At 69.6% G+C, this 14,668-nt stretch carries 8 protein-coding genes; 3 read left to right on the forward strand and 5 right to left on the reverse strand.

Annotation, left to right across the window (positions count from 1 at the left end):
* Nucleotides 1–11: 11 nt before the first annotated feature.
* Nucleotides 12–1,523, reverse strand: coding sequence for an AMP-binding protein (locus GGQ83_RS11010; protein WP_184383880.1), 1,512 nt, complete (start codon nucleotides 1,521–1,523; stop codon nucleotides 12–14).
* A 101-nt stretch (nucleotides 1,524–1,624) separates the two neighbouring features.
* Between GGQ83_RS11010 and GGQ83_RS11015 the strand changes: the two genes are divergently transcribed.
* The 3 genes from GGQ83_RS11015 (at nucleotide 1,625) to GGQ83_RS11025 (ending at nucleotide 4,646) form a co-directional block, all read left to right on the forward strand.
* Nucleotides 1,625–2,386: an SDR family NAD(P)-dependent oxidoreductase gene (locus GGQ83_RS11015; protein WP_184383882.1), complete on the forward strand. Its 762-nt coding sequence runs from the start codon at nucleotides 1,625–1,627 to the stop codon at nucleotides 2,384–2,386.
* The gene (araD, locus tag GGQ83_RS11020; RefSeq protein WP_184383884.1) at nucleotides 2,386–4,110 is read left to right on the forward strand and encodes an L-arabinonate dehydratase; all 1,725 of its coding nucleotides are present in this window, start codon (nucleotides 2,386–2,388) and stop codon (nucleotides 4,108–4,110) included. Before GGQ83_RS11015 ends, araD begins: the two co-directional genes overlap by 1 nt.
* 200 nt (nucleotides 4,111–4,310) lie before the next feature.
* On the forward strand, nucleotides 4,311–4,646 hold the full coding sequence (locus tag GGQ83_RS11025; RefSeq protein ID WP_184383886.1) for a hypothetical protein: 336 nt from the start codon (nucleotides 4,311–4,313) through the stop codon (nucleotides 4,644–4,646).
* Nucleotides 4,647–4,808: 162 nt separating this feature from the next.
* Here the strand turns inward: GGQ83_RS11025 and GGQ83_RS11030 are convergent, their stop codons facing one another.
* The 4 genes from GGQ83_RS11030 to GGQ83_RS11045 form a co-directional block, all read right to left on the reverse strand.
* Nucleotides 4,809–9,758: an autotransporter-associated beta strand repeat-containing protein gene (locus tag GGQ83_RS11030; RefSeq protein WP_184383888.1), complete on the reverse strand. Its 4,950-nt coding sequence runs from the start codon at nucleotides 9,756–9,758 to the stop codon at nucleotides 4,809–4,811.
* A gap of 212 nt (nucleotides 9,759–9,970) precedes the next feature.
* Nucleotides 9,971–11,632 carry a hydantoinase B/oxoprolinase family protein gene (locus GGQ83_RS11035; RefSeq protein WP_184383890.1) on the reverse strand — a complete coding sequence of 554 codons (1,662 nt, stop codon included), beginning with the start codon at nucleotides 11,630–11,632 and terminating at the stop codon, nucleotides 9,971–9,973.
* Between the two features lie 64 nt (nucleotides 11,633–11,696).
* Nucleotides 11,697–13,790 carry a hydantoinase/oxoprolinase family protein gene (locus GGQ83_RS11040; RefSeq protein WP_184383891.1) on the reverse strand — a complete coding sequence of 698 codons (2,094 nt, stop codon included), beginning with the start codon at nucleotides 13,788–13,790 and terminating at the stop codon, nucleotides 11,697–11,699.
* Nucleotides 13,787–14,575 carry an SDR family oxidoreductase gene (locus GGQ83_RS11045; RefSeq protein WP_184383893.1) on the reverse strand — a complete coding sequence of 263 codons (789 nt, stop codon included), beginning with the start codon at nucleotides 14,573–14,575 and terminating at the stop codon, nucleotides 13,787–13,789. Before GGQ83_RS11045 ends, GGQ83_RS11040 begins: the two co-directional genes overlap by 4 nt.
* Between the last annotated feature and the right edge of the window lie 93 nt (nucleotides 14,576–14,668).

Consider the following 14,668-nt stretch of genomic DNA (forward strand, 5'->3'; position numbering starts at 1 on the left):
GGCCCCCCGCGCTACAGGTACCGCTCCTTCAGCACGCGGCGGAGCAGCTTGCCGGCTTCGCTGCGGGGGAGTTCGTCCAGGAACTCCACCGCGCGGGGTTGCTTGGGGCCGGCGAGGTTCTGCTTGCACAGGGCCAGCAGTTCCTGCGCCAGGGCATCGGTGCCGGGCGGGTGGCGTGGGACGATCAGGGCGCGCGGGCGTTCGCCGAATTCGAGGTCCTTCACGCCGATGACGGCGGCTTCGCCGACCTCCGGGTGGGTGAGGAGGACGGCCTCGATCTCGGCGGGATAGACGTTGACGCCGCCGGACAGGATCAGGTCCGCGCGCCGGTCGGAGAGGAAGAGGAAGCCCTCCTCGTCCAGCCAGCCCAGGTCATGCAGGCTGGCCCAGCCACGATCATTGTAGGCTTGCGCGGTCTTGTCGGGGTCGTTGTGGTAGGCGAAGCGCGCGCCGCCCTCGAACCAGATGCGCCCGGTCTCGCCGGGGGGAAGTTCGCGGCCGTCATCATCCAGGATGTGGACCTTGCCATAGGCCGGGCGGCCCACGGAGCCGGGCTTCTTCAGCCAGGTCTCGCTGTCGATGAAGCAGGTGCCGATGCCCTCGCTGCCCGCATAGTATTCGCGGATGATGGGGCCCCACCATTCGATCATGGCGCGCTTGACGGGCACGGGGCATGGCGCGGCCGCATGGATGGCGCAGCGGTGGCTGCTGAGGTCATGGGCGGCGCGGGTGGCGTCCGGCAGGGCCAGCAGCCGCACGAACATGGTGGGCACCCATTGGCTGTGGGTGACGCGGTGTTCCGCGATCATGGCCAGGCAGCGCTCGGCGTCGAACTTCTTCAGGATGACGGCGGTGCCGCCATGGTCCATCGCGCGCTGGACGTAGCGGTTGGGGGCCGCGTGATAGAGCGGCGCGGGCGAGAGATACACCATGCTCTCGTCGAAGCCGTAGAAGGCCTTCCAGCTCATGTCGAATTCGGGCTTGTGCCGGTCCTCGAAGGGAATGAGGGGGCGGCGGATGCCCTTGGGCAGGCCGGTGGTGCCCGAGGAATAGAGGAATTCGCGGCCGATGGGGCGCAGGGCGGGCCAGGTGGTGGGGTGGCCTTCCATCAGCGCGGCCAGCGGCGCGTAGCCTGGCAATGCGCCGCCCGAGGCGTAGCGGTGCGCGATGGCGCCCAAGTCCAGCGCGCCGGCCAGCGTGGCGAGGGAGGCGCTGGCCACCAGCAGTGCCGCGCCCGAATCGCGCAGCACATGCGCGACCTCGTTGGGACGGAGATGAATGGAGAGGGGTGTGACCCTCAGCCCCGCACGCTTGGCGCCATAGGTCAGGATGAGGAAATCCGGCCCGTTCTCCAGCAGCAGCGCGATGCCCTGTCCGGGCTCCAGGCCGAGTGCCACGAAGCCATGCGCCGCCTGGTTCGCGTGGGCATCAAGCTCGCGGAAGGTCAGCGCCTCGCCGCTGTCGGGAAAGATGGCGGCCAGCTTGTCCGGCGTGCGCGCGGCGCGTTCGGCGAGCAGCGGCATGGGCGTTCCTCATCATGTTTCCCGGCATGGTCGTGAGGGTGGCGGCTTGCGTCAAGCAAGGGGAAGTGGTGCGCTGCGCCCGCAAGTTAGGGAGAAGACGCATGGATGTTCAGGGTGCCGTCGCGATCGTGACGGGGGGCGCCTCCGGGCTCGGGCTGGCCAGCGCGAAGCGCCTGGCGGCCAAGGGCGCCAAGGTGATGATCGTGGACCTCGAGACCAGCAATGGCGCGGCCGTCGCGAAGGAACTGGGCGGCCAGTTCGCGGTGGCCGACGTGACCGACGAGGCCACGATGCAGGCCGCCGTGGCGCAGGCCGAGACGATGGGCCCGGTGCGCGTTCTGGTGCATTGCGCGGGCCGCGGCGGCGCGCTGCGCATCCTGGAGCGCGACGGCACGCCGGGCAGCCTCGCGCATTTCGAGAACATCATCCGCGTGAACCTGACGGGCACCTTCAACGCGGTGCGCCTCGCGGCCGCCGCCATGGCGAAGACCGAGGCGATGGAGGATGGCGAGCGCGGCGTGTGCATCCTGACCGCATCGGTGGCCGGCTATGAGGGGCAGATCGGGCAGATCCCCTATGCGTCCTCCAAGGCGGGCGTGATCGGCTTCACCATCTGCGCGGCGCGCGACCTCGCCAGCAAGTCCATCCGCGTCTGCACCATCGCGCCGGGCATCTTCGACACGCCCATGCTGCAAAGGCTGGCGGACCCCATCAAGCAGTCGCTGGCGCAGACGGTGCCGAACCCGCACCGCCTGGGCAACCCGGACGAGTATGGCAAGCTCGCCATGCAGATCGTGGAAAATGGCTACCTGAACGGCGAGACCATCCGCCTCGACGGCGCCATCCGCATGGCGCCCCGCTGATGCGCAAGCGGCCCGAGGACCTTCGCAGCCATCGCTGGTTCGGCGTCGAGACCATGCGCTCGGCCAACCACCGTTCGCGACTTCTGCAACTGGGCTTCGGGCCGCAGGAATTCCGCGGGCGGCCGGTGATCGGGGTGATCAACACCTGGTCCGACCTGATGCATTGCCACGGCCATTTCCGCGAGCGCGCGCAGGATGTGAAGCGCGGCGTCTGGGCGGCCGGGGGCTTCCCCGTGGAAATCCCGGCGATGGCGCTGCCGGAGGTGTTCCAGAAGCCTTCCACCATGCTCTACCGCAACTTCCTGGCGATGGAGACGGAGGAGATCGCGCGCAGCCTGCCGCTGGATGGCCTCGTGCTGATGGGGGGCTGCGACAAGACGGGCCCCGCGCTGATCATGGGCGCCATCAGCATGGGGCTGCCCGCCATCTATGTGCCGGCCGGCCCGATGCTGAGCGGCAATTGGCGCGGGCGGAAGCTCGGCTCCGGCAGCGATGTCTGGAAGTATTATTCGGAACTGCGCGCCGGCACGATCACGCAGGGCGACTGGAACGAGATGGAGGCCGGCCTCTCGCGCTCGGCCGGCACCTGCATGACGGCGGGCACGGCCAGCACCATGGCCCTGGCGGCCGAGGCGCTGGGGCTGACGCTGCCGGGTGCCGCCAGCATCCCCGCCGTGGACAGCGCGCATCCGCGCATGGCGGCGGCGGCGGGCGCGCGCATCGTGGAGATGGTGTGGGAGGACCTGACCATCACGCGCCTGCTGGACCAGCGCAGCCTGGACAATGCGGTGGCGGCGACCATGGCCTTCGGGGGTTCCACCAATGCCATCCCGCACCTCATCGCCATCGCGCGGCGGGCGGGGATCGCGATGGACCTGGAGCGCTTCGACGCCATCAGCGCGCGCGTGCCGCTGATCGCGAACCTCCGCCCCAATGGCGACCGCTACCTCATGGAGGACTTCTTCTACGCCGGCGGCAGCCGCGCCTTCCTGAACGTGCTGGCGCCGCATCTGGCGCTGGATGCCACCACGGTGAACGGCACGCTGGGCGCGCAGCTTCAGGGTGCGGAGGTGTTCGACGCCGATGTGATCCGCGCCCTCGACAACCCGCTGCACCCCAATGGCGGCGTGGTGGTGCTGCGCGGTTCGTTGGCCCCTGATGGCGCGGTCATCAAGCAGAGCGCGGCCAGCGCCGAGAAGCTCTCCCACACCGGGCCGGCCGTGGTGTTCGAGGACTACAACGACCTCGACGCGCGGCTGGATGACCCCGCGCTGGACGTCACACCGGACAGTGTGCTGGTGCTGAAGAATGCCGGCCCCGTGGGCGGGCCGGGCTTCCCCGAATGGGGCATGCTGCCCATCCCGAAGAAGCTGCTGGCGCAGGGCGTGCGGGACATGGTGCGCGTGTCGGACGCGCGCATGTCCGGCACCAGCTATGGCACCTGCGTGCTGCATGTGGCACCCGAGGCGGCGCTGGGCGGGCCGCTCGCCCTGGTGCGGGATGGCGACATGATCCGCCTCGACGTGAGCGCGCGAAAGCTGGACCTTCTGGTGGAGGAGGCCGAACTCGCCGCCCGCCGCGCCGCCTGGACGCCGCGCAAGCCCGTGCAGGCGCGCGGCTGGACCGGGCTCTACCAGGCGCATGTGAACCAGGCGGACAACGGCTGCGACATGGATTTCCTGGAGCGCGGCACGGAAGCGGTGGAGGAACCCGAAATCCATTAGGGGCGGGAGGCGTTGAGGTGGCATCGCCGAGAACGCTGAATCCCGCTCTCGACAACGGCTGGAGCAGGCTGCGCGAACGCATGTGAACGCCGCCTGCTCCAGGCGGAATTTTTCTGCGTCAAGCGTTTCCACCGCATCCTCTTCTGCCATACTGGCCGCGGGGGCGCGCTTCGCCCCTTGAGATCGAGGGAGAAGCCATGATGAAGCCTCGCACTTGGATGCTGGGCCTTGCGCTCGCCGCAGGCATCGGCACGGCCCAGGCCGCGACCGTGACCACCGCCTGGGAAGCCGTCAATGACGGGCAGGATGCCTGCCTCAGCACCGGCGTGGAGGCCACGCGCCAGGCGGGTTTCCGTGGCAGCATCTCGAACGACCGGCAGACGGTGTTCGGCTGGCGTGGCGATGACAGCATCGCCATCCGCTGCATCGGCGACCGGCGGCTCGCGGTGATCTTCATCTATGTGGTGAGCCGCGAGGACAACAACGCGCTGCTGCAGACGGTGCGGAACACCTATCGGCGTCCGACGAAAGGCTAGAGCAGCGTCCGATCGGCTGAACCGCTTCGCGGTTCAACCCGATCGGACGCTGCCCCAGGTGCTGCGGGCTCCTGGGAGCCGCGGAGTTGGTCTGATGTGCTGCCAGGCTGCCTGGCCGAGAGAAGGCCGCAGCCTGGGCAACGCCGCCGGACCTCGCCCGCCTCAGAAGGCGTAGCGGATGCGCGCGGTGCCGTTGACGGCGTGGCTGCGGCCCGACAATTCCGCATCCACCCGCGCCGTCACGGTGGTGGAGGGGCTCAGCCGCCAATCCAACCCGCCCGAGACAAGTGCCGCATGCGCGTCCGGCCGCGGCCCGCTGACCGTGAAGCCGGCCTGCGGCAGTCCGATGAACTGCGCGCTCATGCGCGCATCCCGCTGCAGATACGCCGCCCAGCCCGCCCGCGCGAAGCCGCTCAGCGCCGTGCCCAGGCTCATATCCGCCCGCACCGCAACCTCCAGCCGCGACTGCCCGTGCGTCTGCCCGGCCACCGCCAGCGCCGCCGGCCCCTGCCCGCCCGTCGCGCGTTCCGAGTAGCTCGGCACCGTGTACCAACTGCCCTGAAAGGCCAGCTGCGGCGTCAGCGCCACGCCCGGCAGCACATCCGCCACACGCCACCCGGCCTCCAGCCGCGTGGACACGCCCTGGCTCGTCACATCCCCACGCAGTTGGCCGGCGCCGAAGAACGGCACCTGCCGCTCCGTGGACAGTTCCGTCGCGCCATAGGCCAGCGCCGCCGCCAGTCGCAGCGGCCCGAACTGGCCCGTGCCATACACCGCCCCCTGCAACTGGGTGCCTTCCGCCCGGCCCAGGCCCTCCGACAGCCGTGCCGTCGCCCCCGTCGCCGCGAGCGCGAGGCCCGCCACCACCTGCGCCGAAAGCCGCACATCGGCCCCCGCCGCCACGCCGCCGCTGGTCGAGGAGACGAAGTTCGGGGCGTTGCCGCCCGCCCCCATCCGCTGGTTGCCGGCCAGCGCCGTGGCCCAGACCGCGTAGCGCGGCGTGGAACCGGCCGCGCCATCACCCAGGGCCTCCGCATTCCGCGCCGGGTCCAGGACCGCCCCCAGGAACTGCCCGGCGCCCTGCGCGTGCAGCCCCGCCGCCACCGCGTGCACCTGGCCCGAGACCTGGTCCAGCCCGCGCGGCAGTTGCGCCGCCGGCAGGTTGTACAGCGGGAAGAAGGCCGAGACATCGGCCCCGCGTGTCACCGCCCGGTCAAAGCCCCGCGCCACCGCGATCTGGTTCGGCGTGCCCTGGCCCAGGATCGGCACCGGCACGCCGGGGGTCGGCGGCGGCGGCGGCGGGTCGGTGATGATCGGCTCCAGCATCGCCGGCGTCAGCACCAGCTGCGCCTCTGTCGCCGTGGTGGTCACCGTGCTGGTCACGCCGGCGCCGAAGCTGCCCTGCGTGTCCACCGTGGCGAAGCTGCCCGCCACCGCGCTGGCCTGGATCAGCGTGTAGGGCGCGTTGAAGTTGTAGCTGCCGCCCAGCGCCACCAGTTGCAGCGTGCCGCCCAGTGTCGCCGTGCCGGAGACGTTGATGCGGTCCGCCAGCGGGCCATCCACCTCGATCTGCGTGATCGAGCCCGGCGCCAGCGTGAGGTTGCCGCTGACGGTCAGCGTGCCGATCGAATTGCCCGGCGCGATCGCCCCGCCGGCCAGCACCGCAACGCCCGGCAGAGTGCCCGTGCCGCCCAGCGTGCCGCCCGCCTCCACCGTGACGCCGGCGGATGCGGCGATGGAGCCATTCACCGAAAGCCGCCCGGACCGCACCAGCGTGGCGCCGGTATAGGTCTGGGCTGTGGTCAGGATCAGATGGCCCGATCCCGCCTGCGTGACGGTACCGCTGCCCGAGATCAGGTTGTCCACCGTCACCGCGTCGCTGCGGTTGAACACCAGCGCCGCGTTGTTCACCACCGCACCGCTGCCCAGCGTGCCAGCGGTGCCGCCAGCGCCCACCTGCAAGGTGCCCGCGGTGATGGTCGTGCCGCCGGAATAGGTGTTGGCGCCGGTCAGGATCAGCGTGCCCGAGCTGACCTTCTCCAGCCGCATCGTGCCCGCGATCTCGCCGGCGAAATCGCCCCGCAAGATGACCGTCAAGCCATTGTTGGTGAGCGTGCCGCTGCCCAGAAGGTTGGTGATCACCAACTCCGTCCCCAGCGTGGTGTCGTAGTCGAGCGTGGCGCCCGCGTTGATGGTCGTCGTGCCGAAGGTGGAGAGGAACACGGCGCCAGTTAAATTCCCGGTCCGCAGCGTACCGCCGGCAACCAGCAGGGCCGCGGTATCTAGCCCGCTGGCGCCGCTCAGGCCCAGGGTCACAGTGCCGGTCTCGGTGGCCGAGCCGAAGGCCAAGGTGACCGGTCCATTCACGATCAGGTCGCCGCCCAAGGTCAGGTCTTGCCCGCTGGCGGCGGCGATGGTCTGCGTCCCGCTGGTGCCGGTCCCGATGTTGTTGGCCAGCGTGCCCGTCACGTCGGAGCGCAGCGTGCCCCCATTGATCGTGACGAGCCCGGCGCCGAGCGCGCCCAAATCGCCCAGCGCCAAGGTGCCCGCATTGATGATCGTGCCGCCGGAATAGGTATTGGCGCCGGTCAGTGTCAGCACGCCGGTGCCGGACTGGGTCAGCGTGCCGCTGCCGGAGATCAGGTTGCCGACCGTCACCGCATCACTGCGGTTGAACACCAGCGCCGCGTTGTTCACCACAGCCCCGCTGCCCAGCGTGCCCGTGGTGCCGCCATCGCCTATTTGAAGGGTGCCCGCGGTGATGGTCGTGGTGCCGGAATAGGTATTGGCGCCGGTGAGTGTCAGTACGCCGGTGCCCTCCTGCGTCAGCGTGCCGCCGCCGGAGATCAGGTTGCCGACCGTCACCGCATCACTGCGGTTGAACACCAGTGCCGCGTTGTTCACCACAGCCCCGCTGCCCAGCGTGCCAGTGGTGCCGCCAGCGCCTATTTGAAGGGTGCCCGCGGTGATGGTCGTGGTGCCGGAATAGGTGTTGGCGCCCGTCAGGATCAGCGTGCCCGACCCCTCCTGCGTCAGTGTGCCGCTGCCGGAGATCAGGTTGCCGACGGTCACTGCGTCGCTGCGGTTGAACACCAGCGCCGCGTTGTTCACCACAGCCCCGCTGCCCAGCGTGCCAGTGGTGCCGCCATCGCCCACCTGCAGCGTGCCCGTGGTGATGGTCGTGGTGCCGGAATAGGTGTTGGCGCCCGTCAGGATCAGCGTGCCCGACCCCTCCTGCGTCAGCGTGCCGCTGCCGGAAATGGCATTGCCGAACGTCACCGCGTCGCTGCGGTTGAACACCAGCGCCGCGTTGTTCACCACCGCGCCGCTGCCCAGCGTGCCCGTGGTGCCACCATTGCCGACCTGCAGCGTGCCGGCGTCTATGGTCGTGCCGCCGGAATAGCTGTTGGTGCCGGTCAGGATCAGCGTGCCCGCGCTGATCTTCTCCAGCCGCATCGTGCCCGCGATCTCGCCGGCGAAATCGCCCGCGCGGATAAAGGTCACATCCGTATTCGTCAGCCGCCCGGCGCCGCGCAGGTCGTTGATGGCGAAGCTGGATGTCGGCGCATTGCCGTTCAGGTCGAGGGTGGCGCCGGCATCGATGGTGGTGGTGGTGGCCAGCTGGATGAGCTGGGGAATGTTGCCATTGCCGCTGATCAACGTACCGCCGGCAATCCGCAGGGAGGGCGGCGCCAAGGTGTCGAGGGTAATCGAACTGAATTGCGCGGTGATGGTGCCGGTATCGGTCAGGCTGCCGAAGACGAGTTCGGATTGTTGGCCCAGCAGAAGCTGGCCCGTCAGCGTCAGCGCCTGGCCCGTCGCGGCGCCGATCGTGCCCGTGCCGAGATCGGCGAGGCGGATATTGTTGCCAAGCGTGCCCGTGACATTGCTGCGCAGCGCACCGCCATCCAGGGTCACAAGGCCGGTGCCGAGGCCGCCGAGGTCATCGAGCGCAATGGTGCCCGCATTGATGATCGTGCCGCCGGAATAGGTGTTGGCGCCGGTCAGTGTCAGCACGCCGGTGCCCTCCTGAGTCAGCGTGCCGCCGCCGGAGATCAGGTTGCCGACCGTCACCGCGTCGCTGCGGTTGAACACCAGCGCCGCGTTGTTCACCACCGCGCCGCTGCCCAGCGTGCCAATGGTGCCGCCATCGCCTATTTGCAGGGTGCCCGCGGTGATGGTCGTGGTGCCGGAATAGGTGTTGGCGCCGGTCAGGACCAGCGTGCCCGTGCCCTCCTGCGCCAGCGTACCGCCGCCGGAGATCAGGTTGCCGACCAGATGCACATCCGACCGGTTGAACACCAGCGCCGCATTGTTCACCACCGCGCCGTTGCCCAGCGTGCCCGTGGTGCCACCATTGCCCACCTGCAGCGTGCCGGCGGTGATGGTCGTGCCGCCGGTGTGGAGGTTGAGGCCCGCCAGGGTCAGCGTGCCGGTGCCGACCTTCTCCAGAAGGATCGCGCCGGCCTGACCCTGGAGGATCTGCCCGGAAAAGGTGTCATTGGTATTGAGCCCGCCGATGCGAGCGGTGATGTCGTTGTCGGTCAGGCTCTGCAAATTGCCGGTGCCGCTGAGCGCACCCAGCGTGGTGCTGCGCGCAGCGCCCCTGAAGACAAGCCGGTTCGTGATGACGTACCGCGACTCCCCGCCCGGGGAGATGTTATCAAGCGACATCTGACCGACGAGCTGGTAGGTGACGTTGGTGCCCGTGGCGGACGAACCCTGCATGAACAGCGTCTGTCCGGTGGGGACAACGATGATCTGTTCGACGCCGGAGTTGTTGACGACATCGGCGCTGAACTGCGCGAAATCGCCAAGGGTCAGCGTGTAGGTCGGTGCACCGGCCGCGAAGGTGATGCCACCGAAAGTCGTGTTGACACTGGTGAACACGCTGGTCGGCCCGGTGTTCTGGAAGATGGCCCCCCCGCCATCCGGCACGATGCCGGTGCTCCAGTTCGACCCGGTGTTGAAATCCGTGCCCGGCCCGATCCAGACCGGTTGCGCGGCGGCCGGCACCGCCAGGCCGCACAGCACCGCGAAGGCAGCCGAGGCCAGCAGCGAGACAGGACGGGAAGGACGCGAGACGCCAGTCAGCGCCGTGCTGCTGCGCAAAGCCACACCATAGCCAAATGATCCGAACCGCACCGACCGCTCCACCCATGCTTGGTTATTTTAAAGTCATACACATGGAATGGGGATTGGAAAGCCCGGTGCTCAAGCCAAATGAGGGGCGGGCGGGGAGAAGGTCACCCCGCCATCGTCGCACTCTCGGTGGGCCGAAGCCGTGAATCAGCCGCTGTGCGGTGCTGCGGTGCCGAGGGGGCTCAGCCGCCCCACCCATAGAGACGCTTCGCCTCGGCCGCGCTCACCAGCCCATCGGCCACGTCGCGCGCGACCAGTTTGGGGTCGCGCTGGCGCGGGTCGCCCATGCCGCCTCCACCGGGCAGCTTCAGCAGCAGGTGCCGGCCCTTGGGCACCACCTGGAAGCCCTTGGTGCGGAGCACGGTGCCGTTGGCGTCATCCAGGCCGACCCAGCCATTGGCGCCCTCGCCGCCGCCGAGGCGGCCCTTGGGCGCATTGGCCACGCGGTCGAAGATGGCGTTGACCGCGAATTCGGCGTCGCCCTTGGCGCCGATCTCCATGATCTGGCCGAAGCCGCCGCGCGTCTGGCCCGCACCCGCGCTGTCGGGCCGCAGCTCCTTCCGCCAGAAGATGACGGGGGCGACGTTCTCGGTGGCTTCCACCGGCATGGTCCGCACGCCGGAGGGGAAGGCGATGCCGTCCAGCCCGTCCTTCGTGGGGCGCGCGCCGGTGCCGCCGGAGTTGAAGGTGATGATCTCGAAATCCTCGGTCTCGGCCGCCTGGCCGCTGACCTGGCTGCCGCCGCGGAGCGGCGGGTTCCACAGCGCCGACGAGCCCTCGGCGTTCACGCGGTCGGGCACGGCGTGGCTGAGGCAGCCCATCATCAGGTCAGGAATGAGCTGGCCGATGACGTGCCGCACGCTGACCGGATAGGGGCGCGGCGCGTTGAGGATGCAGCCCTCCGGGATCATCATCTCGAAGGGCTTGAGGCTGGCCCAGTTGTTGGGGATGTCGGGTGCGACCACGCACTTGATCCCGAAGCAGGAATAGGCGCGGCAATAGGAGGGCGGCACGTTGATGCCGCGCGTGGACAGCCCCGAGGTGCCGGCATAGTCCACCACGATGCGGTCTTCGTGCAGCGTCATGGCGGCGCGGAGGGTGACGGGCGCCTCATAGCCGTCGCTGCGGATTTCGGCCTGGTAGGTGCCGCGCGGCAGGGCGGCGATCGCTTCCTGCGTGGCGGCCAGGCTGCTGTCGAAGATGAAGGTGGCGAGCCCGTCCAGGCTGTCCATCTTGTACTCGTCCATCATCTCGACGAGGCGCTTGGCCCCCGCATCGTTGCAGGCGCAGAGGCTGTAGATGTCGCCTTCCAGCTCCACCGGCGTGCGGGAACCCACGCGGATGAAGTCGAAGAAGGTCTCGTTGGGCGCGCCCTGGTCGAAACACTTCACGATGGGGATGTAGAGGCCTTCCTCAAAAACGGAGCGCCCCTCCGGCCCCATCCCGAGCCCGCCGATGTCAATGATGTGCGCGGTGTTGGCGAAGAGCCCCACGATGGCGCCGTTGCGGAAGGCGGGCGTGACCACCGTCAGGTCATGCAGGTGCCCGGTGCCGAGCCAGGGGTCGTTGGTGATGTAGTGGTCGCCCGGCTTCATGCTAGCGGCGGGGAATTTCGCGAGGAAATGCCCCACGGATTCCATCATGGAATTCACATGGCCGGGCGTGCCGGTGACGGCCTGCGCCAGCATGCGCCCTTCCAGGTCGAAGATGCCGGCCGAAAGATCTCCCGCCTCGCGCACCGTGGTGCTGAAGGCAGTGCGGATCATGGTCTGCGCCTGTTCCTCGACCACCGCGATGAGGCGGTTCCATTGGATCTGGCGCTGGATTTTTTCGAGGGCGTTCATGCCAGTCTCTCCGATCGCAGGAGGGCGCAGCGAAGCGAGCACCGGAGGCGTGAATCGGTGAGCATCAAGCGTCTCCCTTCGTCAGTTCCAGATACCCCAGCCCATCCATCCGGCACGACCACCCCGGCCCCACCAGCGTCGAGGTCTCATCCTCCACCACGATGCAGGGCCCGGGCACGGTCGCTCCCGGCGCCATGTCGTCGCGCGCGTAGACGGCCCATTCGGCCACCTGGCCCGTCGCGGTGTCGCGCACCTGCTGGGTGCGGATGGGCGCGGGCGCGGGGGCGTCCATCACCTCGGCCACGGGGTCCGCGTGGTCCACCACGGTGGCGACGGTGACGGCGAAGCTCAGCACCTCCACATCCGAACCGGGCACGGGGCGGTCGTAGAAGCGGGTGTACTCGGCGTCATAGGCCGCGCGGATGGCGGCGATGTCGCCCTGCACCAGCGCCCGCACCGGCATGGGCACCGCGATCTCATGCCCCTGCCCCACATAGCGCATATAGGCGATGCGGTTCTCCACCGTGGGCGCGCCGAAGCTGCCCTCGGCCACCACCTGCGAGGCCTCGGCGCTCATCGCCGCCAGCAGCGCGTTTACGCCGTCCAGGTCGAAGCGGGCGAAGCGCGTGTAGAGGCTCTTCACCACCTCATAGGCCACGGGCGCGCGCAGGAAGCCGATGGCGGAACCCACGCCCGCGCCCGAGGGCACCAGCAGCCGGTTCACGCCGATCTTCTCCGCCACGCGATAGCCATGCACGGGCCCGCCGCCGCCGAAGGCGATGATGGCGCGGCCCTCATAGGATTTGGCGCTCTCGATGGCATGGACGCGGGCCGCGTTGGCCATGTTCTCGTCCACCATCTCGACCACGCCCAGCGCCGCCATGCCGGGCTCAAGACCGAGCTTGCCGCCCACATGCGCGTCCAGCGCGGTGGCGGCGGCGGCCTCATTCAGCGCGAGCGAACCGCCCGCGAAGCTCGCCGCGTCGTAGCGGCCCAGCGTCAGGTTCGCGTCCGTCACCGCGGGCTTGGTGCCGCCGCGGCCATAGCAGGCGGGGCCGGGCATGGCGCCCGCGCTTTCCGGCCCCACCTGGATGCGGCCCATGGCGTCGAGCGAGGCCAGCGAACCGCCGCCCGCGCCGATCTCCACCATCTCGATCACGGGGATGCGCAGCGGCAGGCCCGAGCCGCGCTTGAAGCGGCCCACGCGCGCCACCTCGAAGGTGCGGCTCGCTTGCGGCGCGTAGTCGTCAATCAGGCAGACCTTGGCGGTGGTGCCGCCCATGTCGAAGCTGAGCACCTTCGACCAGCCGCGCTGCCGCGCCACGAAGGCCGAAAAGATGGCGCCGCCCGCCGGCCCGCTTTCCACCAGGCGGATGGGGAAGCGCGACGCGGTCTCGACCGTGGTGAGGCCGCCGCCCGAGAGCATCAGGAACAGCGGCGCGGCGACGCCCATCTCGCGCAGCCCCGCCTCCAGCCGGCCGAGATAGCTCGCCATCAGCGGCTGCACATAGGCGTTGGCGACGGTGGTGCTGAAACGCTCCCACTCGCGCATCTCGGGGCTGACCTCGGAGGCCAGCGAGACGGGCACGTCAGGCAATTCGGCGCGCAGGATTTCGGCGGCGCGCTGTTCGTGCGCGGGGTTCACGAAGCCGTGCAGGAAGCCGACCGCGACGGCCTCGATGCCCTCGGACTTCAGGAAGGGGATGTGCGCGCGCAGGCTCGCCTCATCCAGCGGGCGCAGCACCTTGCCGGTGTTGTCCAGGCGTTCCACCACCGGCAGGCGCCAGCGGCGCGGCACCAGCGGCTGCGGCAGCTCGATGTTGAGGTCGTACTGGTCGTATCGGCTCTCATTGCCGAGCGCCAGAACGTCGCGGAAGCCCTCGGTGGTGATGAGCGCGGTCTTCGCCCCTTTGCGCTCGATCAGCGCATTGGTGGCGAGCGTGGTGCCATGGATCACGAGCGTGACATCGGCGGGGGTGAGTGCCGCGCGCGACAGCGCCACGCGCACGCCCTCCAGCACGCCGAGTTCCGGCGCGTGCGGCGTGGTGAGGACCTTGGCGGTCCAGCGCGTGGCCTCGCCGTCCGCGTCCTGCGCTTCGAGGGCGACGTCGGTGAAGGTGCCGCCGATGTCGGCGGCGAGACGGACAGACGTGTTCACCACCCGCGCACCATCCCGCCATCCACGCGCAGCACGCAGCCCGTCATGTAGGCGGCCTGGTTGCTGCACAGGAAAGCGACCAGCGGGCCGTACTCATCGGGCAGGCCGTAGCGCCCGGCGGGGATGGTCTTGGACCGCTCCGCGATCACATCATCCACGCTCTTGCCCTGGCGCGCGGCCAGGCTGCCCGCCGTCTCCAGGCTGCGGTCGGTGCGGATGGCGCCAGGCGCCACGATGTTGCAGGTGATGCCCTCATGCGCCACCTCGGCCGAGAGCGTCTTCATCCAGCCCATGATCGAGGCGCGCAGCGTGTTGCTCAGCACCATGTTGGGCAGGGGCTGCAGCATGCCCGTGCTGCCCACATTGATGATGCGGCCCCACTTCCGCTCGCGCATGCCGGGCAGCAGCGCGTTGGTGAGGCGAACCGGCGAAAGCACGATGCGCTGGAACCAGGTGGAGAGAAGCTCCTCGCTGACTTCCAAGGCGGGGCCGGGCGGCGGGCCGCCATGGTTCTGCACCAGGATGTCCACGCCGCCCATCGCGGCCTGGGCCCCCTGGGCCAGCGCGTCCATCTGCGCCGGGTCCGCCACATCGGCCACGATGCCCTGGGCGAAGCCCGCGCCCTTGGCGCGGAGTTCGGCGCAGGCGGCATCCAGGCTCGCCTGGTCGCGGCCCGTGATGACGAGTGCCGCGCCCTCGGCCGCCAGCGCCTCCGCGATGCTCCGCCCCAGCCCCTTCGAGGCCCCCATCACCAGCGCGCGACGCCCTGCCAGCCCGAAATCCATGCCAAAAACCCCTGTGGTGAACCTGTGCCGGACCCTGCCGAAACGCGCCCCCTCTGGCAAGGCGGGGGCCAGCGGCTATGGTGCGGCCCGACA

It is taken from the genome of Roseococcus suduntuyensis (assembly GCF_014196305.1).
GTDB classification, from domain to species: domain Bacteria; phylum Pseudomonadota; class Alphaproteobacteria; order Acetobacterales; family Acetobacteraceae; genus Roseococcus; species Roseococcus suduntuyensis.